This window comes from Peristeroidobacter agariperforans (assembly GCF_004138335.1).
Lineage (GTDB): Bacteria > Pseudomonadota > Gammaproteobacteria > Steroidobacterales > Steroidobacteraceae > Steroidobacter > Steroidobacter agariperforans.
The window spans coordinates 255044-281586 of the sequence record NZ_RYFW01000002.1 but is presented as its reverse complement, the minus strand read 5'-3'; the positions used below and the strand labels follow the sequence as shown (position 1 = coordinate 281586).

Genomic DNA, 26543 nt, shown 5'->3' with positions numbered 1-26543 from the left:
GTTGTGCGAACAAACCACGATTGAGCTCAGTGACTGTGACCTGTCCACGCCGGGCTCCAATCGATGCCGTGACGCTCGCCGAGCTCCCAATAGAACCTGGTGCGCGGCCGATCGTAGTTGCCGATCTCGTTCATGCTCTGCGAGTCGTATAGCCGGCCGTTCACCATCGTGTAACGAACGCTGTTGGTGTTGCGAATATCCGTGAGCGGATCGCGATCCAGCACGATCAGATCGGCGAGCTTGCCGGGCTCGATCGAGCCGAGCTGATGATCCAGTCCGTACGTGTGCGCGCCATTGATGGTCGCGGCGCGCAGGATTCGCATCGGCGCCATGCCGCCTTCAGCCAGCAGCTGCATCTCCCAATGAATGGCGATGCCGGACGCCTGGCCGTGCGAGCCGACGTTGATCGTCACACCGGCGTCGTCGAGACGCTTCACCGACCGGCCCACCGAGCGGAAGCCGATGTCATACAGCTCATCCGCGAAATGGATGGACTGCATGCCACGCACATGCAACGGCGCCTCGCCGGCACCAGCGATCGGGTTGTACGCGTTGTTCACTCCAGGGATGTAAGTGAGCACCTTGCTCTCTTTCCAAGGCTGCTGGTGCTGGTAGATATAGTTCTCGCCGAACAACTCGCCGAACGTGACAATCAAGGTCGGCGTGCTCGACATCGACGAATTCCTGAACAGTTGCAACAGATCGTCGTAATACGTCGCCACCGGCAGGTTGTGCTCGAGATTGGTGTGGCCGTCGAGAATCATGCTGACGTTGTCGTAGAAATGACCGGCGCCTTCGGCGTCCACCATCAAGTCGCCTTCCGCGGCCGCTTGCAGCAGCCACTGCTTCTGTTCGCGCGTCGTGAGCTTATAGCTCTTGAGAATGTGGCCGCCGATCGCCTGCTTCCGCCGCACGATGCTGCGTGCGTCGTCCAGGCTCCGGATCTGATTGAACACGCGATCCGGCTTGCCGGAGCGCCCGTAAATCACAAAGCCCGAGCTCAGCCAGCGTGGCCCGACCAACTCGCCCGCCTGCGTCATCTCGGTCGCTTCGTAGCTGGTCAGCTCGTTCGAATACGGATCGAAGTTCGTGGTCACGCCATAGGCCAACGCCGCGTAATGAGTCGGGCGCTTCACCGGCGTCACACCGGTCATGTAGCAGCAGTCGATGTGACCGTGCGCGTCGAACATTCCGGGCATGAGCGTCTTGCCGCCGAGGTCCATGACCTTCGCGTCGCGTGGAATAGTGACGCTGCCCATCGGACCGACGGCTTTGATTCGATTGCCCTCGACGACGACCGCGCCGCGTTCGATCACGTTCTCATCGGTCATCGGCAGAATGCGTGCATTCACAAAAGCGAGGACGCCTTCGGGCACGTCGCCCTTCGCGCTCAAATTGATTGCGCGCTGAGCCCTTTCGACGATCCCAGTGTCACTCGGCGAGCTCACGTAGAGATCGCGGCCAAGCATCCAGAGCATCTTCGAGGAATCAGGCGTCCAGACCAGCTCGAAGCCATCGGTCGCCGTCAGGCGCCGGGCTGCCTTGTTGCCAACAGCTGTAACCGCCAGCGCCTTGTCACTCTCCTTGTAGGGCATCACATAGAGCTGGTTGTATTCCTTGAACGCTAGCCACTTCGCGTCAGGACTGAGCACGAAGTCGCCTGTGTCCGCCGTCTCGGCATACGCCTGATCGCGCGCGTCCTTGCCATCGACACCGATACTCCGCAGCAGCACTGCCTTGCGGCCGTAGAAGTCCGGCTCGCCGAAGAAATAGATGCGCTTGTCGTCGGCTGAGAACGGCGCAAGACCGCTGCCTTCCGTCAGGAATTTCGCGCCGGTGCCGTCCACGTTGACGAGATAGATGCCAGCGCGATCGGCCGCGCCGCCCATGGCGCCATCCGGCTCCATGATGCGATAGGCAACACGACGGCCATCGTGTGAGAACTGCGGCTGCCTGATGGCGCCGCGGCTGCGCGCGATCACTTTCTCTTTGCCGTTGGCAGCACGCAGCTTGAGCGACGAGCCCGTCTCGTCATTCCATTCGACCAACGCAAGCTGTCGACCGTCCGGCGACCAGGCCGGCTCGCTCTCCGCCTGCACTGACTTCGTCAAACGTTGCGGAGCGCGCTGACCGGCGAGATCCTGCCGCCAGAGTTTGCCGAGCGCGCGGAACACCAGTTCGCCGCTCGGCGATACAGCGAGCTGTCTGAAGATACGAACGTCAAACTGACCGGGCGCGGACTCGAGCCGAGTGCGCAACGACTTGTGAATCCGATGATGCGCGGGCGCCTGGAACGGAATCTGTGTCGCCTCGCCCGTCTGCATGTCCACCTTCAACAGCTGACCCTTGCCCCAGATCGCGACGGATCGATTGTCTGGAAACCAGCCGAACGAAGGGTAGTAATGCTCTTGCGGGATGTAGTCGCCCTGCAGGTCGCGATCGAGCTCTTGATACACCGGATGCTGCGTGCCCGCGGTTACGTCATAGCGAAACAACACCGTCTTCGCGCCGACACGGCGAATGAACGCAACGCTCTTGGCATCCGGCGAAACCTGCGGCGTCGTCGCGCTGCCGAATCCAGCAATGAGATCGAGGCTCTCGCCGCTTTGCATATCGAGCCGGCGGATGACGAAGTTGCTGAGCCCCGTGTTCAAGTACACGTAGTGCTCGCCGCCCTTGCGCTCGGTGTAATAGAGATAACGACCATCGGAGGCAAGCCGCGGCTCCTGCACATCCTTGCCGCTCTCGGGTGCCGGCACGACAACCTGCTCGGGCGCGCCGTCGAGGAAGAAGCGGCGAACCTCCGACATCTTCATTTCGTACGTGCTGGCGTTGGTCTTGATTGCGACGATGGAGCGACCGTCGTGCGCCCACGCCGGCCCGGTGATCATCGCCAAAGTTTCTTTGCTGATCTGGCGCGCACCTGCGCCATCGGGCGCCGAGATCCAGATATTGTCGGCGCCGGTCTGGTCGCTGAGATACACCAGCGACTTGCCGTCGGGGCTGAATTGCGGGCTGCGTTGAACGGCCGGGCCGGAGTGAATGACCTTGGCCGCGCCGCCTTCGGATGGCATCACATAAATATCGTTGAGCAGATCGAACGCGATGGTTTTGCCGTCGGGGCTCACATCCAGGCTCATCCACGTTCCTTCCGACGCGGTGAAGCTGATGTCGCGATATGCGGGCTCGCTACCGGCAGCGCCGCTTGCCTGAGCCGCAAGCACGGCGCCCAGCGCCGCACAGAATACGAGCGCCGGGCGGGCGTTGCTTCGTCCACTCATCGATGACCCCTGTTGAATCGTTGTCGGGCCATCTTATAGACCGGATATCTGACGAACCGGCGCGTTCTCGGTGCGGCTCGGTGCCCGGTGGGCACCAGCCGCCCGAGTGTCATGTCGGCTTGTTTCAGGCGGTTGCGGCCGCCGGCTTGCGGAACTTCAGCGTCATGCGATCCGACTCGCCGATCGCGTCGTACTTGGCGCGATCGAAGTTCGGGTCGTTCGCATCGGGACCTTCGCTGTAGGGCCGCGTGCGCTTGGTGGGCGGCAGCGTCCACACGCCGAACGGATGATCCTTGGTGTCCTTCGCGTTGGCGTTGATCTCGGACTTCTCCACCAACTCGAAGCCGGCCTTCTGCGCCTGCTCGATCACGTACTCTTCGGTGACGTAGCCGCTTGCCGCCTTGGGATCCTGCTCGCCCGGATTGGCGCGATGCTGCTCGATCGCGAGAATGCCGCCGGGCTTGAGCGCGCCGTACAAATCCTTGAGGAATTTGTCGGTGACGCCGCTGCCCATCCAGCCATGGAACGAGCGCGCCGAGAGCGCGAAGTCAAAAGTGTTCTCCGGCAGCGGAGCCGACTTGGCGCCGAAGTTCACGAACTGCACGGTGCCATACACATCAGGCTTCGCGGCAAAGCGCGCTTCGAAATCCTTGCGCGCCTGCTTGGCCGCTTCGGGCAGCTCGGGGTTTCCGAGGTCAGCCGCGGTTGCGTAATACTGGCCGCCCGTCTTGTTCGCGTACGGCGCGAGAATGTCGCTCCACCAGCCGCCACCGGGCTGCACTTCCAGCACCGTCATGCCTGGCGCGAGTCCCCAGAACTCCAGCGCTTCCTTCGGGTGACGGTATACATCGCGCGACTTGTCGTCAGCGCTGCGCCACTCGCCGTCGATGCTCGCAACCAAGGGATCCTCTGCCGCCGGCTGAGTCGCTTCCGCAACGGGCGGCGCCTGCGTCGCCGGCTCCTGCTTCGAGCAACCTGACAGCGCTGTAAGCATGGCGAGCGCGGACGTGAGCAATACATTCCTCATTTCTTTTCTCCTGCGTTGATGATTTTCAGGCCGGCCCGTGGCAGACCGCTTCGAGGTTCACACCGTTGAGGTCGATGACGAAGGCCCCGTAGTAGCTCGGATGATAATGCGCGCGAATGCCCGGTGGGCCATTGTCACGCGCGCCGGCAGCGAGTGCTGCTTTGTAGAACGCGTCAACCGCCGCGCGAGTCTGCGCGGTGAAGCACAGGTGCATGCCTTGCGGCGCCACGCCTTGGCCAATCCAGAAAAAGGGCTTGCCGTCGGCGCCAAAGCCGGTGAAATCGTTCGCCGCGCCGCTCTCTTCCTTGGGCACGTTCATGACCACGCCGATGCCGAGCGGCGCCAGGGCCTCGAGATAGAATTTCTTGGACGCAGCGAAATCCGGCACGGCAATGCCGAGATGATCGATCATGGCGGTCCCCCTGCGACAACCTCGATGAGTGGACGCCAAGGATGGCATCGGCGCGATGAGGGGTTCAACCGCTGTAATTGCGCCCTGTCTCGCGAGAGGCTCGCCTGGCCGCGAGCAATCGAGGATGGGCGCGGCCGAGGACTCGAAGACCTCGCAGTCGGTCTTCGAGCGCTGGCGACAGAATCGAGCTTACTTGTTGGTCGGCGCGGTCAAATGCTGCTCCGGCTCGGCTGCAGTGACCTTGCAGCCCCAGATCGCGTAGAACAGCACGTACAGCTCGCACACCGCGGTCAGCAGGAACGACGCCTGCAGACCGAACATATCGGCGAGCCGTCCCTGCACGACCACCAGCGCGCCGCCGGCAATCGCCATGATCAACAGGCCGGAGCCTTCTTCGGTGAGCGGGCCCAGGCCGCGAATGCCGAGCGTGAAGATCGTCGGGAACATGATGGAGTGGAACAGGCCGACCGAGATCAGGCTCCACATCGCGAGCTTGCCGCTCGCGAACACCGTCACCATCATGACGATGAACGCGCCCGTCGCGGCCCACGCCAGCACGTTCTCCGCCTGGTACTTGCGCATCAGCTGGCTGCCGACGAAACGGCCCACCATCATGCCGCCCCAGAGCAGGAACAAATAGTTCGACGCCTGCGTGTGCGTCAGGTTGCCGATCTCCGGCGCCGAGACGAAGTTGATGAACAGGTTGCTGACGCCGATCTCGGCGATCAGATAAATGAAGATCGCGGGAATGCCCAGCAGCAGATTGCGGTGCTTCCACAGCGAATGGTTCTTGCGATCGGCAGCGTCGAGGCGGCGTGTGGCAGCGTCGAGGTCCGGCAGCTTGTAACGCGCGATCACGACGGCCAGCACGACCAGCACCATCGCGACGATGAAATAAGGCAGCTGCACCGACTGCGCGTCGGCCAGGCGCTGCTCCATGGTCAACACGGCTGCCCCGCCTTCGACATTACCCGAGGCGCTGCGGCTCAAAATCAAATAGCCGCCGAACAACGGTGCGAACGTCGTGCCCATGGAATTGAACGCCTGCACGAGGTTCAGGCGCGAGGATGCACTCTCTGCCGGCCCGATGACTGCGACGTAGGGATTCGCTGCGACCTGCAGCAGCGTGATGCCCGCAGCAATGGTGAACAACGCCGTCAGCACGACGCCATAAGAAGGAATCCTCGCCGCCGGAATCATGATCAGCGCGCCGACCGCCATGATCAGCAGTCCCACCACCATCGAATGCTTGTAGCCGATGCGCTCGATCAGCTTGGCCGAGGGAATCGAGGCCACGAAGTAAGCGATGAACCACACCGACTCGATCCAGGTGGTCTGCGTATAGGTCAGATCGAACACGGAGCGCAGGTGGGGCAGCAACGTGTTGTTGATGACCGTGATGAAGCCCCACATGAAGAACAGACTGGCGAGCAGCGTGAGCGCCGACTTCTGTGTGCTGGTGATGCCGGCACTGTTGCTGGCAGGGAGAGACGACACCGGTGACGCCATGAACTGCTCCGAGGGCGGGCGAATTGTCTGAGTATAGCTCAGGTCACGGGCCGGCCAGCAACAGCGGCTCGCGGCGTCCGCAGACTTCTGGCAATTCTGTACGAGCTAGCCTGCTTTCGCCCGCCGGATGAAAGCAGCCGCCGAATCGCGCGCAGCCGCCGCTTCACCCTGGATCCAGTCGCGAAACTGACTGATTTTGCGACTGTCCTGGCGCGCGACCGGCACCGTGAACCAGAACGCCCGGCCATCGGTCGCCACCAGGTCGTGCGCCGGCACCAGCCGCCCCGCGTCGAGCTCGGCTTTGAACAGAATCGGCGAGCCGATCGCAACCCCGTCGCCCGCGAGCGCCTGGGTGATGTCCAGATATTCGATCGACAGGTTCGCGCCAATGCTCTTGAGCGCGGGCACCTCATCGAAGCCCAGCGCCTGATACCACAGCGTCCACCAATCAGTTCGTCCGAGCAGCGGCACTTCCCTCGCCCGCTTCGGATCCGCGAGCTTCGCCGCCGCAGCCTTCATCGAAGGAATACACAGAGGCATGAAGATGCTCGGGAAAAGCCTGGTCGCGCGCAGGCCGGGCCATCGCCCGTGACCGTTGCGAATGGCGGCATCGAAGCGGCCGGTCGTGAGGTCCTGCGCATCGGCCGATAAATCCAGTTCGAACTGGATGTCCGGATGCTTCGCGCGATACCGCCCGAGCCGAGGTGTCAGCCAGCTCGTGCCGATCGTCGGCAAGGTCGTGATCGCAAGGCGCGACTGATCCAGATCGACCGCGCGAATGAAACTGGCGCGCAGGCCTGCAAATGCACTCATCGCTTCGGTTGCTATCAGCTCGCCGGGCTCGGTGAGCTCGACCTTGTGCGGATGACGCCGGAACAGGATCACGCCGATCTGCCGCTCGAGCTGACGCACGTGATAGCTCACCGACGCCGCGGTTGTATCCAACTCCTGGGCGGCCTTGGCAAAACTGCGCAGGCGTGCCGCGGCCTCGAAGGCACGAATCGAAGCCAGCGACGGAAAGCGGTGATCCCACACCATAAGTTTGCCTTAGGGTATAGGCCCGATCTTCGCGTGGTCAACTTCACCCGCGTGTTGCCACCATCCTCGTAAGGAACAACAACTGAGGATGTCCCCGATGATGAATCGCCGAGACGTGATGATCGCGATGGCCATGGCGGGGGCGGCCGCCGCCAGCCCGTCCTTGTTGGCGAACGGCAAGGACGTTTCGGCCCACGCGCACGACTGGGATTGGCTGATCGGCAATTGGGATGTCTGGCACCGACGACTGAAAGAGCGCCTCACCAACAACAACGACTGGCAGGAGTTCAACGGCAAGAGCGTGCTGTGGACGACGCTGAACGGGCTCGGCAACGTCGATGACAACGTGGTCGAGCTGCCCGACGGCATCTATCGCGGACTGTCGATCCGCTCCTTCGATCCGGCCACGCAGCAGTGGGCGATCTGGTGGATGGACGGCCGCTATCCGACGCGGCTCGATCCGCCCGTGCTCGGTCGCATCGAAGCCGACACCGGCACGTTCATCGGCAAGGACACCTTGAGAGGCCGGCCGGTCATCGTGCGCTTCCGCTGGCTCGACATTCACAGCAAACGTCCGAACTGGGAGCAAGCGTTCTCGCCCGACGACGGCAAGACGTGGGAAGTGAACTGGCGCAATTACTTCACTCGCACCAGCGCGAAACCCACGTCTCTGCCTCGGCTCGACGACGCGCCTCGCGACTTCGATTTTCTGGTCGGCAGTTGGCACGCCAACAACCGTCGACTCAAACAGCGACTGGCCGGCAGCACGCAGTGGGAAGAGTTCGACAACACGCTTACCAACTGGCCCGTGCTCGGCGGCTTCGGCAATGTTGCCGACAATACGTTCAACGCACCTGGCGGGGCATTCCACGGCGTCAGCCTGCGAGCCTACGATCGCGATAGCAAACAATGGCTGAGCTGGTGGATGGACAGCCGCAATCCCTCGCAGATCTCGACGCCGGAGCGCGGCAGCTTCAGGGATGGCGTCGGCACGTTCCTGGGCGATGACGTGCACGATGGCAAGCCGGTCAAGGTGCGAGCGCAGTGGTCGCGTATCACGCCGTCCTCTGCGCATTGGGAACAAGCGTGGTCCGCAGACAATGGCGCGACGTGGGAAACGAACTGGATCAGCGAGCTGACTCGGAAGGCGTGAATCAGGCTCTAACGCGCGTAAGGTGGTGCTGGCTGAGGGACTCGAACCCCCGACCCACTGATTACAAATCAGTAGCTCTACCAACTGAGCTAAGCCAGCCCGGAGAAGGTCGGGCATTGTAAGCCAGATCCGCGCCGGCGGGAACCTCCAGGTTGCCGCCGGTGTCAGGCTGCCACGGTCAGCTCGTTGCTTGGCAATACAGCCCGATAGGTGTGGCTGACACCGTTCTACTTCTTTGTGGAGCCGGCGGGCACCATAGACAGCTGTAGTATCGATCACATCTGATCGAGTAACAGACTTACGCCGCCGCCTTGGCTGCCGACTCCTGGTGCCGCACCAACAGCACCGGCACGGGCGCGCGGCGTACGATGTACTCCGCATCGCTTCCCATCAACAATCTGCGAACGCCGCGGCGGCCGTGAGTGCCGCAAACGATGAGGTCGGCCTTTGTCTCTTCGGCCTCCTTCACGGCGCACTCGCCTGCTGAGCGTCCGATCGCTTCGATCAAGGCGTGCTCGACCTCGACGCCGGCTTTCGCAACTTTCTTCTCGCACTCTTCCAACAGTTCGGCGCCGGCCTTGCGAAGACCATCGGCGAGGTCGACGATGGCGCCTGCCATCGCTTCGGCGGGCATCATGACGATGGGCTCCACGACGTGCAGCAGGCGGATGCGCGCTTTCAAACTGCTGGCGAGCTCGATGGCCTCATTCAAGCCTTGCGACGCTGCCGCGCTGCCATCGACTGGAACCAGGATTCGTCTGTACATGACAAAGCTCCTGCGGCAGGACCGACTGCTTGCCTGAGATGACGAGCGAAAGTGAGCGAACCGTGGCGATGGGTCTATGCGGCCTTGGTCCAACAACTTTTCACACGCGACAACGGCGCTCTTCTCAGGGCTTCTCGATCAGTTTCCCCGGGTCTGCGTACAGGCTGACGGTCCGGCACTTGTCGAGAAGTGCCGCGATTACCGGGTCGCTTTCGTCCAACGGCAGCTGGGCTGCAGCGTCTGCAATCGTGAACGGGCGGCCCGGAGGACTCAGCCCCGATGGCGTCTGCCACTTGGTGGTGTCCGAGCTTGCTTCGAAGCGCTTGTTCGCTGCGGCGATGTACATTTGCGTCAGGATGGCCTCGCGCGTCTCTTCGTCGCAGCTCGTCAAACGAGCATCCAATCGTTCTTTGGCCGCTGCGCTCTCACGCTCCTGGCGCTCCAGGTCCTCACGCCACTTCCTCACCTGTGGCGCCATGAAGCGTTCGTTGGTCTCGCGAGACTTCCAATCCCGGGTGGCTGACTCGTTGGTGTGCGTATCGGAGCAGGCACGAGCGAATTGGGCGAGAACGACAAAGAGCACCCATATCGCCCAGAACGGAAACCTGCGCTCGTTTTGCACCGGGATCGGCCCGGTTACCGTGAACGATGCCGGCTCCGCGACAGGTTGGTGCTGTCCGGCCATGGCGGTGCGTTCCCACCATTCTCTGTTTTCCGCGGGAATGGCGATGCTCATATCGCTTCTGGCGCGCTCCAGGATGCGCTCTGCCAGTCGCGAGTACGTCTGGGAGCGCGTGAGCGCGCTCAGTCGCTCGGCATCGAATGGCGCTGTGAGCACGTGATAGACGTGCAAATATCCTGGCGCAAGCTCCTCGCCGGATCGCTGATCCAGGTGTGCCTGGGCGCGGTTCGCCAACAATGCGCTGTAACAGCGCAGGACCTCCTGATATGCGTACCAGTAACGCGGATCGCCGTCGAAAATGTTTTCGTGCTCGCGAGCGCCGAGCAACTCGGCCGCCCGACCGCACCACTCGACGTCGTCGATCTTGAATTCCTGGATCAGGCGCGCAACTTCACCGGTAAAGAAATATTGCTCGTCGAGTGTCGCGAACAGGTTCTCGGCCTTGATCGCTGCAAGTTTCTCCAGGAACGCATCGCCCTGTCCTTGGTCCAGCAGCGCATGCAACTCGGCAAAAGCACGCCGCTGCGGCGATTCGATGACGGGCTCGGGCTCCGGCGTCGGCACAGCATCAGCTTCGTGCGATTCGTCCGGTTCCTCCTCCGTCTCGCTCCGTTCCCGTAAGGCGAGATATTCCGCGTGTTGCTTGGCTCTCTCATAGGCCTCGCGCAGCTTCATGTAACCAGCCGGATCCTTCTCCGGAGAAGTTACCTTGAGCAGCGAAGCGTACGCCCGTTTGATCGCCCGCTCGTCCGTCGTCGGTTCGATGCCGAGCACCGTCCAGGGAGTCTCGCGCATAGAGGCTAGCGATCCGCTTCTAGTTCATTCAGGAACGATTCGAACTCTTCGCGCGCACGAGCGATCTCCCGCCGCTCCTGCCGCGAGATCACACTCTGGAAACTCACCAATCGATGTGAGATCGCCTCGCGAGCCGCGCCAAGCGATTCTTCATAAGCACGCTCGGCGCGCGCCAGCAGTTGCTTGTTGACCAGGTCGTTGCGCGGATGCAGCTTCAGCTTGGACAACTCGCCGAAACGCCGGTCGATTTCTTCTTTGCTGAGCACGCCAGGATTGCCTTCGATGACCAGGCGTTGCTTCTCACCGGTCGCAACCACCGTCACTTCCACCTCGAGCAGGCCGTCGAGGTCGTAGGTGAACCGCACGTCCACGCACTGCTGCCGCGCCGGCCCCTTCGGCACTTTCACGTTGATCTCGCCGAGCAGGATGTTGTTCTTCACCAGCGGGTTCTCGCCCTGGAACACTCGCAGATTGATCTGCGTCTGGTTGTCCTGCAGCGTGTTGAAGCGCTCCTCGCGGCTGATCGGAATGTGACTGTTACGTTCGAGAATCGGCGCGTACAAGCCCTGCTCGAACTGCTGCTCGCTCACCTCACGCGCGACCTCCACGCCCATCGAGTATGGGCTCACGTCGGTCATCACCACATCGTTGAGCGCCGAATTGCGTGCTTTCAAAGCCGCTTGAATCGCCGCGCCTTGCGCGATGGCCTCGTCGGGATTGATGTCGACCACGGGGAAACGGCCGAACAGCTTGGTCACCAGCTTGCGAATCATCGGCATGCGAGTCGCGCCGCCGACGAGCACGACCTCATCGAGCTGACCGGTACGCAGCCGGGCATCGCGCAACGCTTGTTGAATGGGACGCGAGAGCCGGTTCAGCAACGCCTCGCAATGGCGCTCGAAGTCGACCGCCGTGATGTCCCAACGCAGCTCCTGCTCCTCCCACGTCACACACATTTGCGCGGTCGGCGCATTGGTGAGCTTGCGCTTGGCCAGCTCCGCCTGGCGAGAGGTGCGCTCGAGCAACGCCTGCGGCGGTTTCAACGGATCGATCTTCAGCGCCGCGCCATGCTGCGCCAGAAACAGCTTGACCAGCTGATCGCGGAAATCGTCGCCACCCAGAAAATTGTCGCCGGAGCTCGCGTGCACTTCGATGACGCCGTCGAACAGCTCGACGATGGAGACGTCGAAGGTGCCGCCGCCCAGATCGAACACCAGATATTTCGTTTCCGCGTTCTTGTTGGCAAGGCCATGAGCGAGCGCCGCCGCCGTCGGCTCGTTGAGCAGGCGTTCGACGTGCAAGCCCGCGAGCTTGCCTGCTGCGAGCGTCGCCTTACGCTGAGTGTCGTTGAAGTACGCGGGCACCGTAATGACAGCTTCAGTCACCGGCGCGCCAAGGAACGCCTCGGCATCTTCTTTCAACGACCGCAGAACGAGCGCCGACAGCTCCTCCGCGCGAAAGCGTCGAGTGCCTAGCTGCACCTCGTACTGGGTGCCCATGTAGCGCTTGAAACCGGCGGCGGTCAGGTGGGGATGGGAGATCAATCGGTCCTTGGCGGCGGCGCCGACCAGCAAGCCGCCGCCGTCGTCCACGCCGACGACCGAAGGCGTCAGGACGTCTCCAAACGCGTTCTTGATCAGGTGCGGCTTGTCTTCGACCCACGCGCCGATCAGGCTGTTAGTCGTGCCCAGGTCGATCCCCACCAGCATTGTTATTCCGTCCTCCCGCTGCCGATGGGATATTACAAATGCCGGAGACCCCGCGCGACCGGGCCGCCGTCACAAAAACACCAGGGCTGCCCATTTCCGGCTAACATTTGCCATACGTTTGTAAAACTACTGGCTTCCCTCATGAACCCGCGATCCTTGACGTTGCTCGCCATCGCCGTCTTTCTAGTTGCTACCGGAACGCCGGCCGCCTCCCCCGCGCCGGTGAAGCTTTGGCGCCTCGACTGCGGGGCAATTCAGGAAGACGACCTGAACCTGTTCTCCGACACCTATGCGTACCTCGGCAAGTCGAAGCAGCTGACAGCGGCGTGCTACCTCATCAAGCACGGCGAGACATACATGTTGTGGGACACAGGCTTGTCGATCGAAGCGCTCGGCAAACCGTTGCAAGGTGCGGGCGCGACCGGCGAGAGCCTGAGCAAGTCGCTGCCCGATCAGCTGCAGACACTCGGTGTCGATCCGAAGCAGATCGCAATCATCGGCATCAGTCACTATCACTACGACCACACCGGCCAGGCGGCGCTGTTTCCGCAGGCGCGGCTATTGATGGGCAAAGGCGATATCGATGCGCTACGAACGCCAGGCAGCGCACGGGCTAAACCTCTTACGCACTGGCTCAACGGCGCAGGCAAGCTGGAAGAAGTCACCGGCGACAAAGACGTGTTCGGCGATCGTAGCGTCGTCATGCTCGATTTGCCGGGACACACGCCGGGCCATCACGGATTGCTCGTGAAGCTGGCGAAGCAAGGTTACGTTCTATTGTCCGGCGACGTGGCGCACTTCGAAGAGAACTACGCCACGAACGGCGTACCCATCTTCAACTCCGATCGCGCGCAGTCGCTCGCCTCGCTGGATCGATTCAAAAACCTTGCGAAGAACCTGCGCGCCACCGTCGTCATTCAGCATGAGCAGGCCGACATCGGCAAGCTGCCCGCCTTTCCGGCGGGCGCAGAGTAACGTCAGCTGACAAAAAAAGGCCCGCGACTCACGCCGCGGGCCCTCGATCTCACGATAGCGCGAGAGATCTGGTTACTTTTTCTTCTGCACGGCCTTCACCGCCGCTTCGGCATTCACGAAGCCGTAGCCGTCGAGCTGGCTGTAGCCCTTGCCGATCAGGTTGAAGAACTCGCCGCGGAAGCCGCCGCCGCCTTCATAGGTGCCGAAGAAGCCGGCGCCGCCCGGAACCACGTTGCCAGAGGGAATCAGCACGCCGCCGCCCAACAAGTCGGCGGAGTTGCCGCCCGCGGCGACATTCGGCCCGGCGGCATCGGCTTCGTCGCGATCGATGCCGAACGACAACAAGTCGCCGCTGCGGAACGATCCTGAACGGAACGCGAGATCGAGTTGTTTGTATTGACCGGCGACACCCGGCGGATCCGCCGGAGTCGACAGCGCGGCCGTCACGTCGGATGCATCCAGCCCCACCGTACGACCGACGACGAACGACTGACCCGGCGCCGGAGCCGGCGTGGTCCGCTCGTCGAACACGATGCCCTGGGTCGCCTGTGTCACATTGCCGCCGCTGCCGTTGATCGAGAGGCTGGCCAGCTTTCTCAAACCGAGCTGGGTGATCGTGAACACGTTGGGATCGAACTGACTGATGGAGTTCTGATCCGCCGACGCGTTGATCGCAACCAGACTGCCGCCCGACAAGGCGAAGCCGGATGAGAAGAACGGATCGAGGTCATGCCTGAACGCGCTGTCTTGAAGGATCTTGCGCATACGCTCCGGCTTCACCGAGCCCGGCCCGCCCGCTGCGTCGAGCACCAGCGCCGCGATCGACGCCGCATGCGGAGCCGCCGCGCTCGTGCCGAAGAAGTTCGGGAAGGTATCCGGATCGACGATCGAATCCGACGTGAAGAACGTCGTATTGGCGCCATCCATCGCAGCCATATCCGGCTTCTGCCGGATCAGCGGCGAACGATAACGTTTGTTGTTCTTGTCGAAGTAGATCGTCGACGGGCCGGGCGACGTGAACGCCTCCGGAACGAACGGCGCATAGAATGCATAGGCCGCGACCCCCATCGCGCCCGCGGCCGAGTTGTGACCGTATGTCACCGGCCCCAGATAGCTGAAGTACTCCTGCGGATTCACGCCGCTGAAGCCGACATAGCGAATGCGATCCGCCACGTTCCGGTTCTTGCTGGGCGTGTTGGCCCGTGCGATCACCATCTGCAACGTCGCGCCCGGCAGCTGGCCGATCTCCACCGGTCGATTGGTGAAACGATTCTGTTCCGCGAACGAGCCGATGAATGTTCCATCCGGCAGGAAGAACAGCAGGTTGTAATCGGAAAGCACCTGCTCGACGACTTCCACCTGTTGCACGCGATAGGAATAGTCACCGAACTGCTCCGCCGTGAAGCTGTCGACCAGCACGGTGTACGTGCCGGCGAGCGGCAGCTCCAGGATCAGCGACTCCGGATTCGTGGTCGAATCCACGAACTGGATCTGCTGGCCGTTCGGATCGAACAAAGCGAAGGTCAGATCCGGATTCGGCGTCCCGGTCGTGGTGTCGTCGGCATCGACGAATATTTCCACCAACTGTCCGGCCGTACCGGGGAACGTAAACGTCGAGGTTCCATTCGGGGGCACCGTGTTCACGCCGGCAACGATCGGCGCTCCCACCGGTGTCGGCGGGATCGGATCGTACGGCTCGTTCCACTGGAACACGATGGTGCTGCCGCTGTTGAATGCGATGGTCTGCGCGATATCGACGGCGCTGCCACCGGCGAAATCGTGGAAGCCGCCCGCATACAGGGCCGGATCGACCGCGCTGAAGTCGAGATTCGTACCCGCCCACGAAGCGGACTCGCCCGGCACGAGGTGCACCTTCGAGTCGTACGCCTGAGTGGCGGGACGATTGCCGGCGGAGGAGAAATACGACACGCCCGCCGCCGCGACTTCATCGACCGCCTGCGCGACGATGCCGTCCTGGAAGAAGGGCTCGGCCAGATAGATGATGTCGTCGACGATGACATCGGCCTTGAAGCCTGGCACCGCGTTCGGCGCGCCCGGGAAGCCGGCGAGTGCACGAATGTTATTGGCGAAATTGACTTCGCCGCCATTCGCCGTTGCGAAGCCGAGCCGCGCCTTCGGCGCCATATCGTGGACGATCTGTAACATCGCGCGGCCTTCATCCGAGGCCAACGGCCAATCTTGCAGCACGACCACCGGTTCGGTGTTGCCTAGCGGATTGCCGGCGCCGGGCAAGTCACCGGTCGCGATGTCGGCGGCGGCGCTGTTCGGTGCGACGTTGGTATCGTAACTGTCCGACATCACACCGACAGTAATGCCCGAGCCATCGATGCCGGGAATCTTGTCAACGCGATGTTGAACGATGCCCTGGCTGTCGGTCGCCCCGACGTTGGTGACCATCGGGCTCGACGGCACGACAGCGAGCACGCCTTTTTTGCCGGCGATACTCAACAGCGAACCACCGGGCACATACGCCTCGACCACACCGGCGCGATAACTCAGGTCGGTGGCCGTGACTTCCACGCCTGTGGTGCTTTTCAAACTTTCTATCACCGTCGCGGCCGGCACTTTGCCATCCAGCGAGATACGCACCAGCGCGCGGCCGGCGGCGTCGAACTGAATGGGATGAGTCAACTGAACTTCGCTGACTGCGGCCCGACGTGCAGCAGCCGCTGGCTGTGCGATCTGCTCGAGGCCACCGCCCAGGTTTTTCGCGGCAGGCTTGGCATCGACGGTCAAGGGCGAGAATCCCAGCGCGGCAGCTGTTAGAACCAGGGCGGGCGCGGTCAGGCGCGATGCGCCGGATCGCAGCCAAAGCAATCCCTCATGCCTATTCATGAAACATACTCCGTGTTTGTATTCCGACGGGAGCCAGATCGTTGTTGTTTTCGGGGCGACGATGCGCCCGAAACACATCGGATCTTCCTACGTGAATGATCACGTTCGCACTCGACGCTACGCCGACGACGGTTGCGATTCAAGATAGATGCTTTACGCAGTGCGCGAACGTTTGTTACATAGCAGTCACGTCGTCGACGGAAACATTTGTGACTCGCCCGAACCAACGGCTGCTGTTCCTCTTGCTCGCCTGCTATGCCGTGGCGAGCCTCGTGCACTTTGTACACAACGCCGAGTTTCTCCGCGACTATCCGGGCCTGCCGGCCTCGTGGTCTCGCGGCGGCGTCTACTTGGCGTGGATCGGAATGACCGCGCTCGGCAGCATCGGCGCGCTGTTGGTATACCGAGGGCGCGAGTCGATCGGGTTGATGTTGTTGGCGGTGTACGCCGTGCTTGGATTGGACAGTCTCGGCCACTACGTCGTCGCGCCGCTGTCAGCTCACAGCTCGACGATGAACACGACGATCCTGCTCGAAGTCGGCGCAGCGGCGTTGGTGTTGCTGGAAGTCGCGCGGCGCTTTTTTGGACAGGCGCTGCGCCGGCGCGGGCAAATCATTCGGTAGTGGGGTACCCTTTACGCTGTCGAATTTCAGGTGAATGACATGTCCATCGACGGCCGGCACGACATCGAAGGTTTACAGCGCATCGGCGCCATCGTGGCTGAAGCGCGCGATGCCATGGGCGCTCGTGTGGCGCCGGGCGTGACCACCGCGGAACTGGACGCGATCGGCAGGGAAATTCTCGATCGTCAGGGCGCCCGCTCGGCGCCGCAACTGGCGTACGGATTCCCGGGGACCACCTGCATCAGCGTCAACGACGACATCGCTCACGGCATCCCGTCCTCGCAGCGAGTCCTGCGCGAGGGCGACTTGGTGAACATCGACGTCTCCGCCGAGCTCGACGGCTACTGGGCCGACACTGGCGCGAGCTTTGCGGTCGGCACCGTGTCCGTTCAGTCGGCTCAGCTTCTGAAAGCGACCCGGCAAGCGTTACAAGATGCGATGGAACAGGCGACGGCTGGCGTCCCGATGCACAACATCGGTCGCGCCGTGGAGCGCCGAGCGAAGCGCTGTGGATTCAGAGTCGTGCGCAATCTGTGTGGCCACGGCGTGGGCCGTTACATCCACGAAGACCCGCAAGTTCCGAACACGTTTGAGCCGCGCAATCGGATGCTGTTGAAGGAAGGCTGGGTCATCACCATCGAGCCGTTCCTGACGACGCGCGCGACCACGGCAGTGACCGCCCCGGACGGCTGGACTCTGCGCACCCCGGACGGCAGCCGAGGCGCGCAGTTCGAACATACAATGATCATCACGCGCGATCGTCCGATCGTCGTGACTTGATCGTCACCACTCGTAACGCAAAGTGCCGACGACGGTGCGCGACGCGCCGAAGTAGCAGCTGTTGGAGAATGGGCACGCGGTGACGTGCTTTTCGTCGAACAGGTTGGCCACGTTCAAGGCCAGCTGTGCACCGCCCAGAGCAGACGACAGGCGGCCCAGATCGTAAGAAGCCAACGCGTCGACCAGCACAAAGCTGTCGGTCGTGAAATGGCTGAACTGCTGCACGTTGTTGATGACCGCGTATGTCGTCGTGCCCTCGGAACCGCCAACATAGCGAGAGCCGAGGCCGAGCGTCAGGCCACCGAGCCATCCTTCAGGACGCGCCACGCCGAAGTCATAGCTCAGGAAAGTCGACGCCATCCACACCGGCGCGCCGAGCAGACGCGTACCCGTCGTTGACGGCGTTACGCCACTTGCCGGCGCACCTCGAGTGATTTCGGAATCGGTGTACGTGCCGGTGAGCACGACTTCGAATCCCGGCAGTACTTCGCCGCGACCTTCCAGCTCGACACCCTGCACTTTCACTTCGCCGATCTGAACCTGCGCGTTGTTGGGAATGCCATTGGCGCCGGCGTTCGGATGTCCCACCGGCACTTTTTGCCGGCGCAAGTCATAAGCCGCGAGCGTGAACAACGCGTTCAGGGCCCGCGGCTGATATTTCAAGCCCACTTCATACTGACGGCCGGTCACCGGGTCGAACGGATCGCCTTGAGACGTCGTGCCGGCCTGCGGCTCGAACGATTCGGAATAACTCACGAACGGCGCGAGCCCCATCGACAGCTCGTACAACGCGCCCAGCCGCCCGGTGAAGGCGTGCTGGGACAGCGGCGTCGTCACGTCGTTCTTCTTGTTGAGCGAATCCTGCTGGTAATCGTCGTAGCGGCCGCTCGCGATCAGCTGCAGCCGGTCGATCTCGATCTGATCCTGCGCATAAAAGCCGATCTGCTCACGCTCGCTCCTGGTGTTGGTGTAACCCGGTGACAGTAGCGTCAAGTCGAGAGCGGGCATCACGCCGCGATAAGTGGGCGCATACAAACTCAGATTGGGAATGCTGGTCGTCGGGTTGTCGGTCTCGCCGGTGTTGAAGTGCTGGACATTCTCGCCGTCGATGTTTTGATAGTCCACGCCTACGAGCACGCTATGAGCCAGCGGCCCGGTCGAGAACTTGATTGCCAGGCTGGTGTCGGCGGTCATCGTATCGAAGTCTTCGTCGGCGCCGCCGCCGCCGCGAATGATCCTCGAGAAGTCCGTGTTGCGACTCGCCCCCGCGCCCGTCGTCGGGAAGCCCGCGACATAGATCTGGCGGTAGCTCAACTCGGTGTTGTGAAAGCGGGCATTGGTTCGCAACGACACATGCTCGTTGAAGTCGTGCCGGAACAGCGCCGAGAACGTGCGCTGGTAACGATCGAACACCTCGTAATCCGGATCGCCGGTGTTGATGTCCTCGGGCAGCTCGCCGAATGGATTCGGCAGCACCGAGCCGAACGCCGGCACGCCCGAATATCCGCCGCCTTTGGGGTCGTGCTGATAGGCCCCGATCAACGTCAAGCTGGTGTGCTCCGAGGGCGCAAACGTGAGCATCGGGCTGATGTGCGTGCGCTCGCTCTCGGTCATGTCTGTGAAGCCGTCGAAGCGCTGCGCGCCGCTGACCACACGGAACAACCAATGGCCAGCTTCATCCAGCGGCCGGTTGATATCGACGCTCGCGAGCTGCGTATCGTAGTTGCCCGCGGCGACCTCGAGCCGCTGAAACGCGATCGGCTCGGGCGTCTTGCTGGTGAGATTCACCAAGCCGCCCGGCGACGAGTTGCCATACAGCACCGAAGCCGGACCTTTGACAACGTCGAGATGATCGACGCGATTGAAATCGACCTGCGGCGTCGAGTACGGACCGGCGATCAAACGCATACCGTCCAGGTAGAACGCCGGACTGAAGCCGCGCAGATACATTTGATCGTAACGAGTCACCATGCCGCCGCGCTGATTGGCGGAAACGCCGGCGACATAGTTCAGCGCCTGGTTGATGGAACGGGCGTTACGACGCGCCAGCTCTTCGGCCTCGATGACGGTGATGGTCTGCGGGGTTTCGATCAGCGGCGTGTCGGTCTTCGTGCCCGCCGCCTGTCCCTTTTCGCGAACGCCCGTGACAACGATGGTGTTGCGCTCGGCAACGTCCGCGTTTGTTTCGGCGATAGCGCCATTGGCTGCAACAGACGCGATGCCCGCACCGAGCAGGGCGCCCTTCAATGAACGAACCCGTGAGCCGGCCATAACTGTCCCTGACGTGCCAACCCACGAAATTCACGGGCACACGTTGTTTGATTCTCGAGAACTGGCTGGCTCGACCGGAGCGCCCTCTTATATAGGAGGTGGCGCGGTCAGGGGCGGGCTGCTGACCGCACCCCTACTTATATAAGAGGGGCGCGGTGGCCGAGATGATAATGGTTCGCATCCGGGATGCAAGGCCCGGACGACAGAGGCCCTCAGCGGTTCAGCACCACCACTGAGATGGCGCCGTCCAGGTTGACGCCGTCGGCGGTGTTTTTCAGCTCCAAAGGCCGTCCGAGGATGCCCTGGTAGGTGTGGCTGAACGAAGCGGCGGCCTTCTCAGCCTTGGCTGGCGTCACCGTCACTTCCAGCTCGTAATTTTCCGCGCTCAGCCGGCGCACCGCCATGGCCACCACGTTGGGCGGGAGGTTCAAGGTAAAGCGCTCGCCCGGGCGCGTTTCGAAGGTGGAGCGCACCTTGTTGTCGGTGCCTTGGGTAGCGACGCGAATTTCGTAATGGGCACGAAATACTTCCGTCGCGCCGGCCGTTGCCACCCCTAAAAACGCTGCGCCCAGTAGCACTGCCAGTGTGTTGCCGAATGTCTTCATTGCTGTCTCCGTGCTCGGTCTTCCCGCCCGTGTATTCGCGATTTCACCCGATCTGGAGGCGCGCTAACGCGTCGGTGGCGAGCGACGTCTGCGGCCACCGGCTCCCCTATTGAACTGTCCTGGTCACCTGTATATAACAACAGGTCCCTGCTGCCTCTACCCCACGCCATGGACTACCGTGACCCCGTCCTCGTCATCGACGAGACCATCGACAATCTGGTCTATCTCGTTGAATGGTGGTTGGAAGATCTGGAGCTGCCAGTGGCTCGCGAGTTCGAGCTGCTGACTCGAGACGACGCCAAGACGCTTTCAGCGTTGCGCGCGACTCGAGCGCTGCTGCCGCGCCTGCGCATCGTCCGCTCCAATTACGAAAGCAGTCCTGCTCTTCCCGACGCGAAAGGTTATTCGCGCGATCGCGCGATGGACGAATTCGTCGAGCGCAGTCGGATCCAGTTTCGACGGCTGCTGCACCCGCCCGGGAACCGACCGCCGCCAGGAACTTGAGCGTCGTGCATCGCGTTCGCAGCGAGTGAGCACACACGAGGAGAGCGCTGTGGAACACGTGGAAAAAATTGTTGACGTGAATTGCCCGATCCACACGGTTTACAACCAGTGGACCCAATTCGAGGAGTTCCCACAATTCATGGCGGGTGTGAAGGAAGTGCGTCAGATCGACGACACGCACGTGCATTGGCGTGCAGAGATCTGGGGCAAGGACAAGGAATGGGATGCGGAAATCACCGAACAGGAGCCGGACAAGCGCATTTCCTGGAAGAGCATTTCAGGAGCGCCGAACGCAGGCACCGTGCGCTTCGAGCCGCTGGACGCCGATCGCACTCGCGTGCGCCTGGTGATGGCTTACGAGCCCGAAGGCGCCATTGAGAACATCGGCGACGCCGTCGGAATATTCGGTTCACGTGTGGAAAACACCGTGCAGGACTTCAAGAAGTTCATCGAATCGCGCGGCCGGGAAACCGGCGCCTGGCGCGGCGAAATCGACAAGAGCCGGCCCGTTTGATCCATCTCTGCGTGGCCCGCCGCCGTGCACGTCGTCCGGGAACCGACTCGTGCACGGCGCGTTCGCTAGATACCGAAGCAACGGCTTCCGAATATCACTTGTTAGGAAAAAGTTATAAACGAGGTGGGCCATGAAGATTTCAACCCTGCTTTTGATAGGTGCACTGGGCACCAGTACGGCCGCGTTCGGCGCGGATGCGATTTCAGCGAAGGATTTCGTGACCAAGGCCGGCGAGTCCGGCTCCGCCGAAGTCATCATGGGCAAACTCGGCGCGCAAAAGGCGACGGATGCTGACGTGAAGGCGTTCGCGCAGAAAATGGTGGCCGATCACACCAAGGCGAACAAGGAGCTGATGGCCGCGGCCAAGGCAAAAGGCCTGGAAGTGCCGACCGAGCCGGGATTGATGCACAAGGGCATGAAAGAGAAGTTCGAGCATCAAGCCGCGGACAACGACTTCAACGAAGACTTCATGGAACAGATGGTGAAGGATCACGAAGCGGCGGTGGAGCTGTTCCAGACGGCGGCGAACGATACGACACTGGATCCTGAACTGCGCGCACTGGCCAAGAAGACGCTGCCCACGCTGCAGCAACATCTGGCCGATGCGAAGAAGCTGGAAGCGAAGTTCGATAAAGAGTGAGATCAGCGTGGAAGCTAACCGACGGGTTAGCTTCCACCGCGACTCGAACTGAACGTCGAATCAATCGCCCTTGTCGCCCTGGCCTGATTTGGCCTTGCGCTTCGCCTTCTTCCGACGATCGCGCGACAACGACGCGCTCACATCATCGCTTTCCTTGAAGCGGCCCTTCTTCGACCGGCGCACATAGCGCTTATCGCCGCGCGGCGCGATCAGCGTACGCTTCGCTGCCTTGCGCGTGGTCTTCTTCTTGGTGGACTTACTTCGAGCCGACTGTTTCTTTTTTGCACGTTTCCGAGTTGCCATGCTGGCCTCCTGTCGTTAGTCCCCTGTCATCCTTGAATTGAACCCGGCACTCAGTGCGGAGTTCCCTCCGCACGCTGCTCGATCCGCAATTGCATCACAATGCCCTTGCTCCATGCGTCGGCCTCTGCATCGATCGGTGGATAGGGAATGTCGGCGCGCCGCTTGCGCAACTCGGCGCTCGACACATCCAAACGCCGGTCGCGATCGGCGATCATTTGCTCATTCGCCTGCCCGTCGGCAGTGAAGCCCATCATCAACATAGGTGTGCCCAGCGGCAGTTCGTTCTGCTGATCCGTATGCCACGTGTGCCAGGTCTTGCCATAGGTTCCCGCAATTTTTGTCATGAGCTCGCGCTCTACGACTTCCGGAATGCCCGGCGCCACAAGCGACCCCGACCGCACCTCGTGCACGTGGCTATGCCACAAATGTTTCTCCTCCGGCGGCAGTGCGGCGAACAACTTCGCGGTGACGATGTATTCGACGCCCATGAGCTTCGCATCGTCGGCGTTGCCATCGAAGATCACGCACTGAATCAGATCTTCGTTGACGTGCCCGCAGTAGTGATGAGCCTCCATCTGCGCCTGCATATTGCCGTTATAGAAATGAAAGCCATCCAGGTAGGCATTCAACTCGCCGAGCGGCGCCTTGTTTTGCAGCAGATTGGCGCCGGACTCGAGCACCTTGGTTTTGCCGGCCGGCTCGCTGCCCGGCGGCGTGACGTTCGAGCTGGTGTTCTCGCCACCGCATCCCGCGAGCAGCACGCTCGCAATCGACGTGCACGCCCAGAACCGCCTATTCATTGGGAGCCTCCACGCGTCGCTCGCAGCGCGGCGATGCATTCCGTAGGTGCGAGTCCAATGCCGACCCTTCTGCAAAGTTCCTCGGACGGAGTTCGCTTTCGTGCACGACCTGGAGCACACGCGCTTCTCCGATGTGGCGGACAACTGCCTGTACTGGCACTTCGTCGCCAGCGCCTGGCTGCGGATCTACGCCACATGGGCGAGCACGAACTCATCATGCTCGTGGCCGCACCGCTGCTGGTGCTGTCGCGTCCGCTGGAAACGATGCTCTGGGCCTGGCCCGGCAAGGCGCGCAAAGTCATAGGCCGCCTGACACTCAGCTTCCTGGTGCAAGGGGGATGGAGCTTGCTGAGCGGCGCAGTGTTCGCCACGGTCTTGCAGGCGGCCGCCCGGTGGCTGTGGCATGGGCCAATATTATTCGAGCTGGCGTTGGCTCAGGATGGCTGGCATATCGCACAGCACCTGTCGTTTCTGATCTCGGCACTGCTGTTCTGGTCGGCGATGCTCTACAACAAACATACCGTCGGGGGGCGTGGGCTAGCCGTGTTATGCCTGTTCGCGACAGTGATCGTCGGCGGCGCGCGGCGCCTTGATGGCGTTTTCGGAGAGTCCCTGGTACCCGCGCCATGCCGCGTTGAGGCTCGCACCGTTCGGCCTGACGCCGGTGGAGGATCAACAGCTCGCAGGTTTGTTGATGTGGACTCCGCGCCGGCTGGTGCACGCAGTGGCGGCCCTGAGACTACTTGCTGCGCTGTCGCGGGACTCGGCCGGCGCAATGCTGAAACATCGTTTACGGAGGGATCCGATTCGATTCCGCCGCGTTTCCCACCCACGGATCCGATCCGAAGCGGAAGAATATAGGCTCACTGCCAGGTTGTTCCCGTCCAGCACCGTGTTTCTCGGGGGAGTCACCATGCGTCCGGCAAGAAAATCGTCCTCGGAACATGTCGTCAAAATCGATCCCGCACTGAACCGGCCCGCCAATGCCGATGAGAGCGTGCCGGAAGCTTTAGTACCGGATGTCATCCACACTAACGTGCAAAGAAGCGCGCCGGATACTCCCCAGACGCGCTGGCAGCGCATCGCGCGTCGCGCCTATGAGTTGGCGCAACAACGCGGCTTCGCGCCAGGCGCGGAGCTCAGCGACTGGTTGCGGGCAGAGAAAGAAATAGACGTGGCCGACCAGCAGAGGCAGGCGGCGCCCGAGAATCAGATTACAGGCTAGAACGATTCAAGAGCGATTCGGGGCTCTCTGCTCGCCAGAGAGCCCCTTGCGCAGCAACGGTCTATCGCTGCGAACCTGCGCCCTGCGTCAGCATCGCGTAACGCTCCTTGGCGTGCTCGAGATGAGCCATCACCTCGGGCAGCGTCTCCATGGAATATTTCCTCAATGCCTCGTTCTGGCCGTAGCTCAGGTGCCACTGCAGCAGGTTGGCGGTGCGTTGATGGTCCTGGATCTGCGAGGAGATATACGCAAGATCAAAGGTCTGACCCTGCGCCTTGTTGAGCTCGTTGCGAATGGCCTGGTGCTCGGCATCCAGGTTCTTCGGCAGATCGGGTTGCATGCCGCGGCCCAGCTTCATCAACTGCTGGTTCGACTTGGAGTGCACTTCCACCATGCGATCGGCGAATTCGCGCACCGCCGGATCGGTTGCCCTCTTCTGCGCGAGCTTGCTCAGCTCCACTTCCGCCTGGCCGCCCAGCGCCGCCTGACGAACGAACAACTTGTCCTGCGTGTTCGAGCCTTCGGGCGCCGGCTTCGCCAGCTCCTTGCCCTCGGTATCGGGCGACATGCCGGCGGGATTGGCGCCCTCTTGCGCAAAGCTGCCAGACGCCAGCAGCGCGCAGCTGCTGGCCAATACGAAAGTCGATAGATGTCGTGACATGACGTCCTCCTAAAGCGCCAGCATGTAAGCGACCAGCGAATCCTTCTCGTCCGCCGTGAGCTTCAGTCCCAGCACCAGGTTGAAATACTCAACCGTATCCGCGAGCGTCATGAGGCGACCGTCGTGCAGATACGGCGGTGAGTCCTTGATGCCGCGCAGGGTGAAGGTCTTGATGGCGCCGTCCGGCATCGCGACCTGATCGTTGAACACCTGGCCGAGCTTGTAGAAGCGCTCCGCCTTCAGGTCGTGCATCTGGTGATCCATGAACGCCTCTTGAGGAATGTGGCAAGTGGCGCACTTGCCTTTCTCCATGAAGATTTTCTCGCCAGCCAACTCCTTCGCACTGGCCTTGCTCGGATCGAGCCGCCCCAGCGGGTCGAGTTTCGGCGCCGGCGGGAAGTCGATCATGTTCTGCATCTGCGCCATCATCGCGACCTGATTGGGGCGATCCGGCAGGTGCACGCCCTTGCGCGTGGCGCTGACGTGATCGCCGTTGAAGTAGGCAGTGCGCTGCTCGAACTCGGTGAAGTCTTCCACCGAGCGCAGCGAACGCTTCGAGCCGTGGATCTGTTGATTGAACATGCCACGCAGGCTGGTGGTATCGAGACGGAAGCGCGCGACCTGCGGACGCACGTCCGGCGTCAGGTGAAATGCGGCGTTGGTGTGAAAGTTGGCGTGACAATCCAGGCACGCCACGCCGTCGCTCTGTTCGGCGACCTTGCGATCCTCCGTTTGGTTGAACTCCTCCTGCGGAAATGGCGTGAGCAGCAGACGCAGACCTTCGATCTGCACCGGCGTCAGAATGCCGACCACCTTCGCGTAGTAATTGCGAATGGTCAGCAGCTGGCCGCCGCTGATATCGCCCAGGTCCGGCCGGTTGATGAGGAAGATCGGCGCCGGAAATTCCGGCGTCATGTGATCGGGTAGATCGAAATCGACGTCGAAGCGTTTGAGATTACGGTCTTCGGCGTCGCCGATCGCCTTGATCTGGTTCTCCGGGAACACCTGCCCGCCGGTCAGTTGCTTGACGTGCGGCAGCGGCATGAAGCCGGCGGGAAACAAACCTTTCGCCTTGATATCGTCGGGCGTCATGTTGGCGAGCGAATCCCAAGTGGCGCCCGAGCGCAGCTTCACGCGCACGCCGTCCTGCACACCTTTACGCCCGCCAGACATCTTCACGCCCTGCATCGGCCGATCGGCCATGTCGTAGCGTTCGTTGAACAGGCTCTGCTGACGTCGCTGCACGGCGGGCTTGGCGCCCTCATCGTTTCGCCGGACTACATCCAGCGGCAACGTTGGCAAAGGACGATAGGTGGCGTCGGGCGGCAGCGGGTCGGCGAGCGTGCCCCCGCCTGCAATGACTCCCATCGTCGCCAGGCAGACCAGGATCTTGGATTTTCGCATGGGCCGGCTC

The 26543-nt window shown here is 62.1% G+C and carries 23 protein-coding genes, 1 tRNA gene and 2 pseudogenes; 10 read left to right on the top strand and 16 right to left on the bottom strand.

The window, feature by feature from the left end; translation table 11 throughout:
* Positions 1-26 precede the first annotated feature (26 nt).
* The 5 genes from EK373_RS15125 to EK373_RS15105 form a co-directional block, all read right to left on the bottom strand.
* The gene (locus tag EK373_RS15125) at positions 27-3281 is read right to left on the bottom strand and encodes an amidohydrolase family protein (protein WP_129644338.1); all 3255 of its coding nucleotides are present in this window, start codon (positions 3279-3281) and stop codon (positions 27-29) included.
* Between the two features lie 124 nt (positions 3282-3405).
* Complete coding sequence (locus tag EK373_RS15120) at positions 3406-4308, bottom strand: class I SAM-dependent methyltransferase (RefSeq protein ID WP_129644336.1); 903 nt, start codon at positions 4306-4308, stop codon at positions 3406-3408.
* 25 nt (positions 4309-4333) lie between these two features.
* A complete protein-coding gene (locus EK373_RS15115) occupies positions 4334-4720 on the bottom strand; it encodes a VOC family protein (RefSeq protein ID WP_129644334.1) in 387 nt (128 codons plus the stop codon).
* Between the two features lie 189 nt (positions 4721-4909).
* A complete protein-coding gene (locus EK373_RS15110) occupies positions 4910-6229 on the bottom strand; it encodes a sugar MFS transporter (protein ID WP_129644332.1) in 1320 nt (439 codons plus the stop codon).
* A 105-nt stretch (positions 6230-6334) separates the two neighbouring features.
* A complete protein-coding gene (locus EK373_RS15105) occupies positions 6335-7267 on the bottom strand; it encodes a LysR substrate-binding domain-containing protein (RefSeq protein WP_129644330.1) in 933 nt (310 codons plus the stop codon).
* 97 nt (positions 7268-7364) lie between these two features.
* Here EK373_RS15105 and EK373_RS15100 point away from each other — a divergent pair, with 97 nt between their 5' ends.
* On the top strand, positions 7365-8420 hold the full coding sequence (locus EK373_RS15100) for a DUF1579 family protein (protein ID WP_198683365.1): 1056 nt from the start codon (positions 7365-7367) through the stop codon (positions 8418-8420).
* Positions 8421-8443: 23 nt separating this feature from the next.
* On the opposite strand, the gene EK373_RS15095 is transcribed toward EK373_RS15100, so the two are convergent.
* From EK373_RS15095 to EK373_RS15080, 4 genes are all read right to left on the bottom strand, one after another.
* A tRNA-Thr gene (locus tag EK373_RS15095) sits at positions 8444-8519 on the bottom strand.
* A 199-nt stretch (positions 8520-8718) separates the two neighbouring features.
* Entirely contained in the window at positions 8719-9186 is a 468-nt protein-coding gene (locus EK373_RS15090) for a universal stress protein (protein WP_129644328.1), read from the bottom strand.
* 124 nt (positions 9187-9310) lie between these two features.
* On the bottom strand, positions 9311-10663 hold the full coding sequence (locus EK373_RS15085) for a J domain-containing protein (RefSeq protein WP_129644326.1): 1353 nt from the start codon (positions 10661-10663) through the stop codon (positions 9311-9313).
* Between the two features lie 5 nt (positions 10664-10668).
* Positions 10669-12372, bottom strand: coding sequence for an Hsp70 family protein (locus EK373_RS15080; protein ID WP_129644324.1), 1704 nt, complete (start codon positions 12370-12372; stop codon positions 10669-10671).
* Positions 12373-12513: 141 nt separating this feature from the next.
* Between EK373_RS15080 and EK373_RS15075 the strand changes: the two genes are divergently transcribed.
* Positions 12514-13347: an N-acyl homoserine lactonase family protein gene (locus tag EK373_RS15075; RefSeq protein WP_129644322.1), complete on the top strand. Its 834-nt coding sequence runs from the start codon at positions 12514-12516 to the stop codon at positions 13345-13347.
* 72 nt (positions 13348-13419) lie between these two features.
* Here the strand turns inward: EK373_RS15075 and EK373_RS15070 are convergent, their stop codons facing one another.
* Positions 13420-16203: a S8 family serine peptidase gene (locus tag EK373_RS15070; protein WP_129644320.1), complete on the bottom strand. Its 2784-nt coding sequence runs from the start codon at positions 16201-16203 to the stop codon at positions 13420-13422.
* Between the two features lie 95 nt (positions 16204-16298).
* Here EK373_RS15070 and EK373_RS15065 point away from each other — a divergent pair, with 95 nt between their 5' ends.
* Positions 16299-16826: a hypothetical protein gene (locus EK373_RS15065; protein WP_129644318.1), complete on the top strand. Its 528-nt coding sequence runs from the start codon at positions 16299-16301 to the stop codon at positions 16824-16826.
* A 39-nt stretch (positions 16827-16865) separates the two neighbouring features.
* Positions 16866-17606, top strand: coding sequence for a type I methionyl aminopeptidase (gene map / locus EK373_RS15060; protein ID WP_129644316.1), 741 nt, complete (start codon positions 16866-16868; stop codon positions 17604-17606).
* A gap of 3 nt (positions 17607-17609) precedes the next feature.
* Here map and EK373_RS15055 read toward each other — a convergent pair whose 3' ends face one another.
* Both EK373_RS15055 and EK373_RS15050 read right to left on the bottom strand, forming a co-directional pair.
* Positions 17610-19877, bottom strand: a complete 2268-nt coding sequence (locus EK373_RS15055; protein ID WP_129644314.1) for a TonB-dependent siderophore receptor — start codon at positions 19875-19877, stop codon at positions 17610-17612.
* A 212-nt stretch (positions 19878-20089) separates the two neighbouring features.
* The gene (locus tag EK373_RS15050) at positions 20090-20482 is read right to left on the bottom strand and encodes a hypothetical protein (protein ID WP_129644312.1); all 393 of its coding nucleotides are present in this window, start codon (positions 20480-20482) and stop codon (positions 20090-20092) included.
* Between the two features lie 168 nt (positions 20483-20650).
* Between EK373_RS15050 and EK373_RS15045 the strand changes: the two genes are divergently transcribed.
* From EK373_RS15045 to EK373_RS15035, 3 genes are all read left to right on the top strand, one after another.
* Positions 20651-20986 carry a hypothetical protein gene (locus EK373_RS15045; RefSeq protein ID WP_129644310.1) on the top strand — a complete coding sequence of 112 codons (336 nt, stop codon included), beginning with the start codon at positions 20651-20653 and terminating at the stop codon, positions 20984-20986.
* 58 nt (positions 20987-21044) lie between these two features.
* Entirely contained in the window at positions 21045-21500 is a 456-nt protein-coding gene (locus EK373_RS15040; RefSeq protein WP_232831118.1) for an SRPBCC family protein, read from the top strand.
* Positions 21501-21630: 130 nt separating this feature from the next.
* Positions 21631-22140 carry a DUF4142 domain-containing protein gene (locus EK373_RS15035; RefSeq protein WP_129644306.1) on the top strand — a complete coding sequence of 170 codons (510 nt, stop codon included), beginning with the start codon at positions 21631-21633 and terminating at the stop codon, positions 22138-22140.
* A gap of 60 nt (positions 22141-22200) precedes the next feature.
* On the opposite strand, the gene EK373_RS15030 is transcribed toward EK373_RS15035, so the two are convergent.
* Complete coding sequence (locus EK373_RS15030; RefSeq protein ID WP_129644304.1) at positions 22201-22443, bottom strand: hypothetical protein; 243 nt, start codon at positions 22441-22443, stop codon at positions 22201-22203.
* 50 nt (positions 22444-22493) lie between these two features.
* On the bottom strand, positions 22494-23243 hold the full coding sequence (locus EK373_RS15025) for an OBAP family protein (RefSeq protein ID WP_129644302.1): 750 nt from the start codon (positions 23241-23243) through the stop codon (positions 22494-22496).
* 33 nt (positions 23244-23276) lie between these two features.
* Here EK373_RS15025 and EK373_RS34285 point away from each other — a divergent pair.
* The 3 genes and pseudogenes from EK373_RS34285 to EK373_RS33745 form a co-directional block, all read left to right on the top strand.
* Positions 23277-23801, top strand: a pseudogene (locus tag EK373_RS34285) (cytochrome c oxidase assembly protein); the annotation flags it as partial.
* A 34-nt stretch (positions 23802-23835) separates the two neighbouring features.
* Positions 23836-23943: pseudogene (locus tag EK373_RS34280) on the top strand (cytochrome c oxidase assembly protein); the annotation flags it as partial.
* Between the two features lie 213 nt (positions 23944-24156).
* Positions 24157-24468 (top strand): DUF2934 domain-containing protein, encoded by a 312-nt coding sequence (locus EK373_RS33745; RefSeq protein WP_232831116.1) that lies wholly within the window; start codon positions 24157-24159, stop codon positions 24466-24468.
* Between the two features lie 61 nt (positions 24469-24529).
* Here the strand turns inward: EK373_RS33745 and EK373_RS15010 are convergent, their stop codons facing one another.
* A complete protein-coding gene (locus tag EK373_RS15010) occupies positions 24530-25129 on the bottom strand; it encodes a DUF4142 domain-containing protein (RefSeq protein ID WP_129644296.1) in 600 nt (199 codons plus the stop codon).
* A 9-nt stretch (positions 25130-25138) separates the two neighbouring features.
* On the bottom strand, positions 25139-26533 hold the full coding sequence (locus EK373_RS15005; RefSeq protein ID WP_129644294.1) for a cytochrome B6: 1395 nt from the start codon (positions 26531-26533) through the stop codon (positions 25139-25141).
* Positions 26534-26543 lie beyond the last annotated feature (10 nt).

What these genes read in the sequence shown, in the direction of transcription:
- EK373_RS15125 (WP_129644338.1), bottom strand. Translation starts at nt 3,281, where the DNA reads ATGAGTGGACGAAGCAACGCCCGCCCGGCGCTCGTATTCTGTGCGGCG.
- EK373_RS15120 (WP_129644336.1), bottom strand. Translation starts at nt 4,308, where the DNA reads ATGAGGAATGTATTGCTCACGTCCGCGCTCGCCATGCTTACAGCGCTG.
- EK373_RS15115 (WP_129644334.1), bottom strand. Translation starts at nt 4,720, where the DNA reads ATGATCGATCATCTCGGCATTGCCGTGCCGGATTTCGCTGCGTCCAAG.
- EK373_RS15110 (WP_129644332.1), bottom strand. Translation starts at nt 6,229, where the DNA reads ATGGCGTCACCGGTGTCGTCTCTCCCTGCCAGCAACAGTGCCGGCATC.
- EK373_RS15105 (WP_129644330.1), bottom strand. Translation starts at nt 7,267, where the DNA reads ATGGTGTGGGATCACCGCTTTCCGTCGCTGGCTTCGATTCGTGCCTTC.
- EK373_RS15100 (WP_198683365.1), top strand. Translation starts at nt 7,365, where the DNA reads ATGATGAATCGCCGAGACGTGATGATCGCGATGGCCATGGCGGGGGCG.
- EK373_RS15090 (WP_129644328.1), bottom strand. Translation starts at nt 9,186, where the DNA reads ATGTACAGACGAATCCTGGTTCCAGTCGATGGCAGCGCGGCAGCGTCG.
- EK373_RS15085 (WP_129644326.1), bottom strand. Translation starts at nt 10,663, where the DNA reads ATGCGCGAGACTCCCTGGACGGTGCTCGGCATCGAACCGACGACGGAC.
- EK373_RS15080 (WP_129644324.1), bottom strand. Translation starts at nt 12,372, where the DNA reads ATGCTGGTGGGGATCGACCTGGGCACGACTAACAGCCTGATCGGCGCG.
- EK373_RS15075 (WP_129644322.1), top strand. Translation starts at nt 12,514, where the DNA reads ATGAACCCGCGATCCTTGACGTTGCTCGCCATCGCCGTCTTTCTAGTT.
- EK373_RS15070 (WP_129644320.1), bottom strand. Translation starts at nt 16,203, where the DNA reads ATGAATAGGCATGAGGGATTGCTTTGGCTGCGATCCGGCGCATCGCGC.
- EK373_RS15065 (WP_129644318.1), top strand. Translation starts at nt 16,299, where the DNA reads ATGATCACGTTCGCACTCGACGCTACGCCGACGACGGTTGCGATTCAA.
- map (WP_129644316.1), top strand. Translation starts at nt 16,866, where the DNA reads ATGTCCATCGACGGCCGGCACGACATCGAAGGTTTACAGCGCATCGGC.
- EK373_RS15055 (WP_129644314.1), bottom strand. Translation starts at nt 19,877, where the DNA reads ATGGCCGGCTCACGGGTTCGTTCATTGAAGGGCGCCCTGCTCGGTGCG.
- EK373_RS15050 (WP_129644312.1), bottom strand. Translation starts at nt 20,482, where the DNA reads ATGAAGACATTCGGCAACACACTGGCAGTGCTACTGGGCGCAGCGTTT.
- EK373_RS15045 (WP_129644310.1), top strand. Translation starts at nt 20,651, where the DNA reads ATGGACTACCGTGACCCCGTCCTCGTCATCGACGAGACCATCGACAAT.
- EK373_RS15035 (WP_129644306.1), top strand. Translation starts at nt 21,631, where the DNA reads ATGAAGATTTCAACCCTGCTTTTGATAGGTGCACTGGGCACCAGTACG.
- EK373_RS15030 (WP_129644304.1), bottom strand. Translation starts at nt 22,443, where the DNA reads ATGGCAACTCGGAAACGTGCAAAAAAGAAACAGTCGGCTCGAAGTAAG.
- EK373_RS15025 (WP_129644302.1), bottom strand. Translation starts at nt 23,243, where the DNA reads ATGAATAGGCGGTTCTGGGCGTGCACGTCGATTGCGAGCGTGCTGCTC.
- EK373_RS33745 (WP_232831116.1), top strand. Translation starts at nt 24,157, where the DNA reads ATGCGTCCGGCAAGAAAATCGTCCTCGGAACATGTCGTCAAAATCGAT.
- EK373_RS15010 (WP_129644296.1), bottom strand. Translation starts at nt 25,129, where the DNA reads ATGTCACGACATCTATCGACTTTCGTATTGGCCAGCAGCTGCGCGCTG.
- EK373_RS15005 (WP_129644294.1), bottom strand. Translation starts at nt 26,533, where the DNA reads ATGCGAAAATCCAAGATCCTGGTCTGCCTGGCGACGATGGGAGTCATT.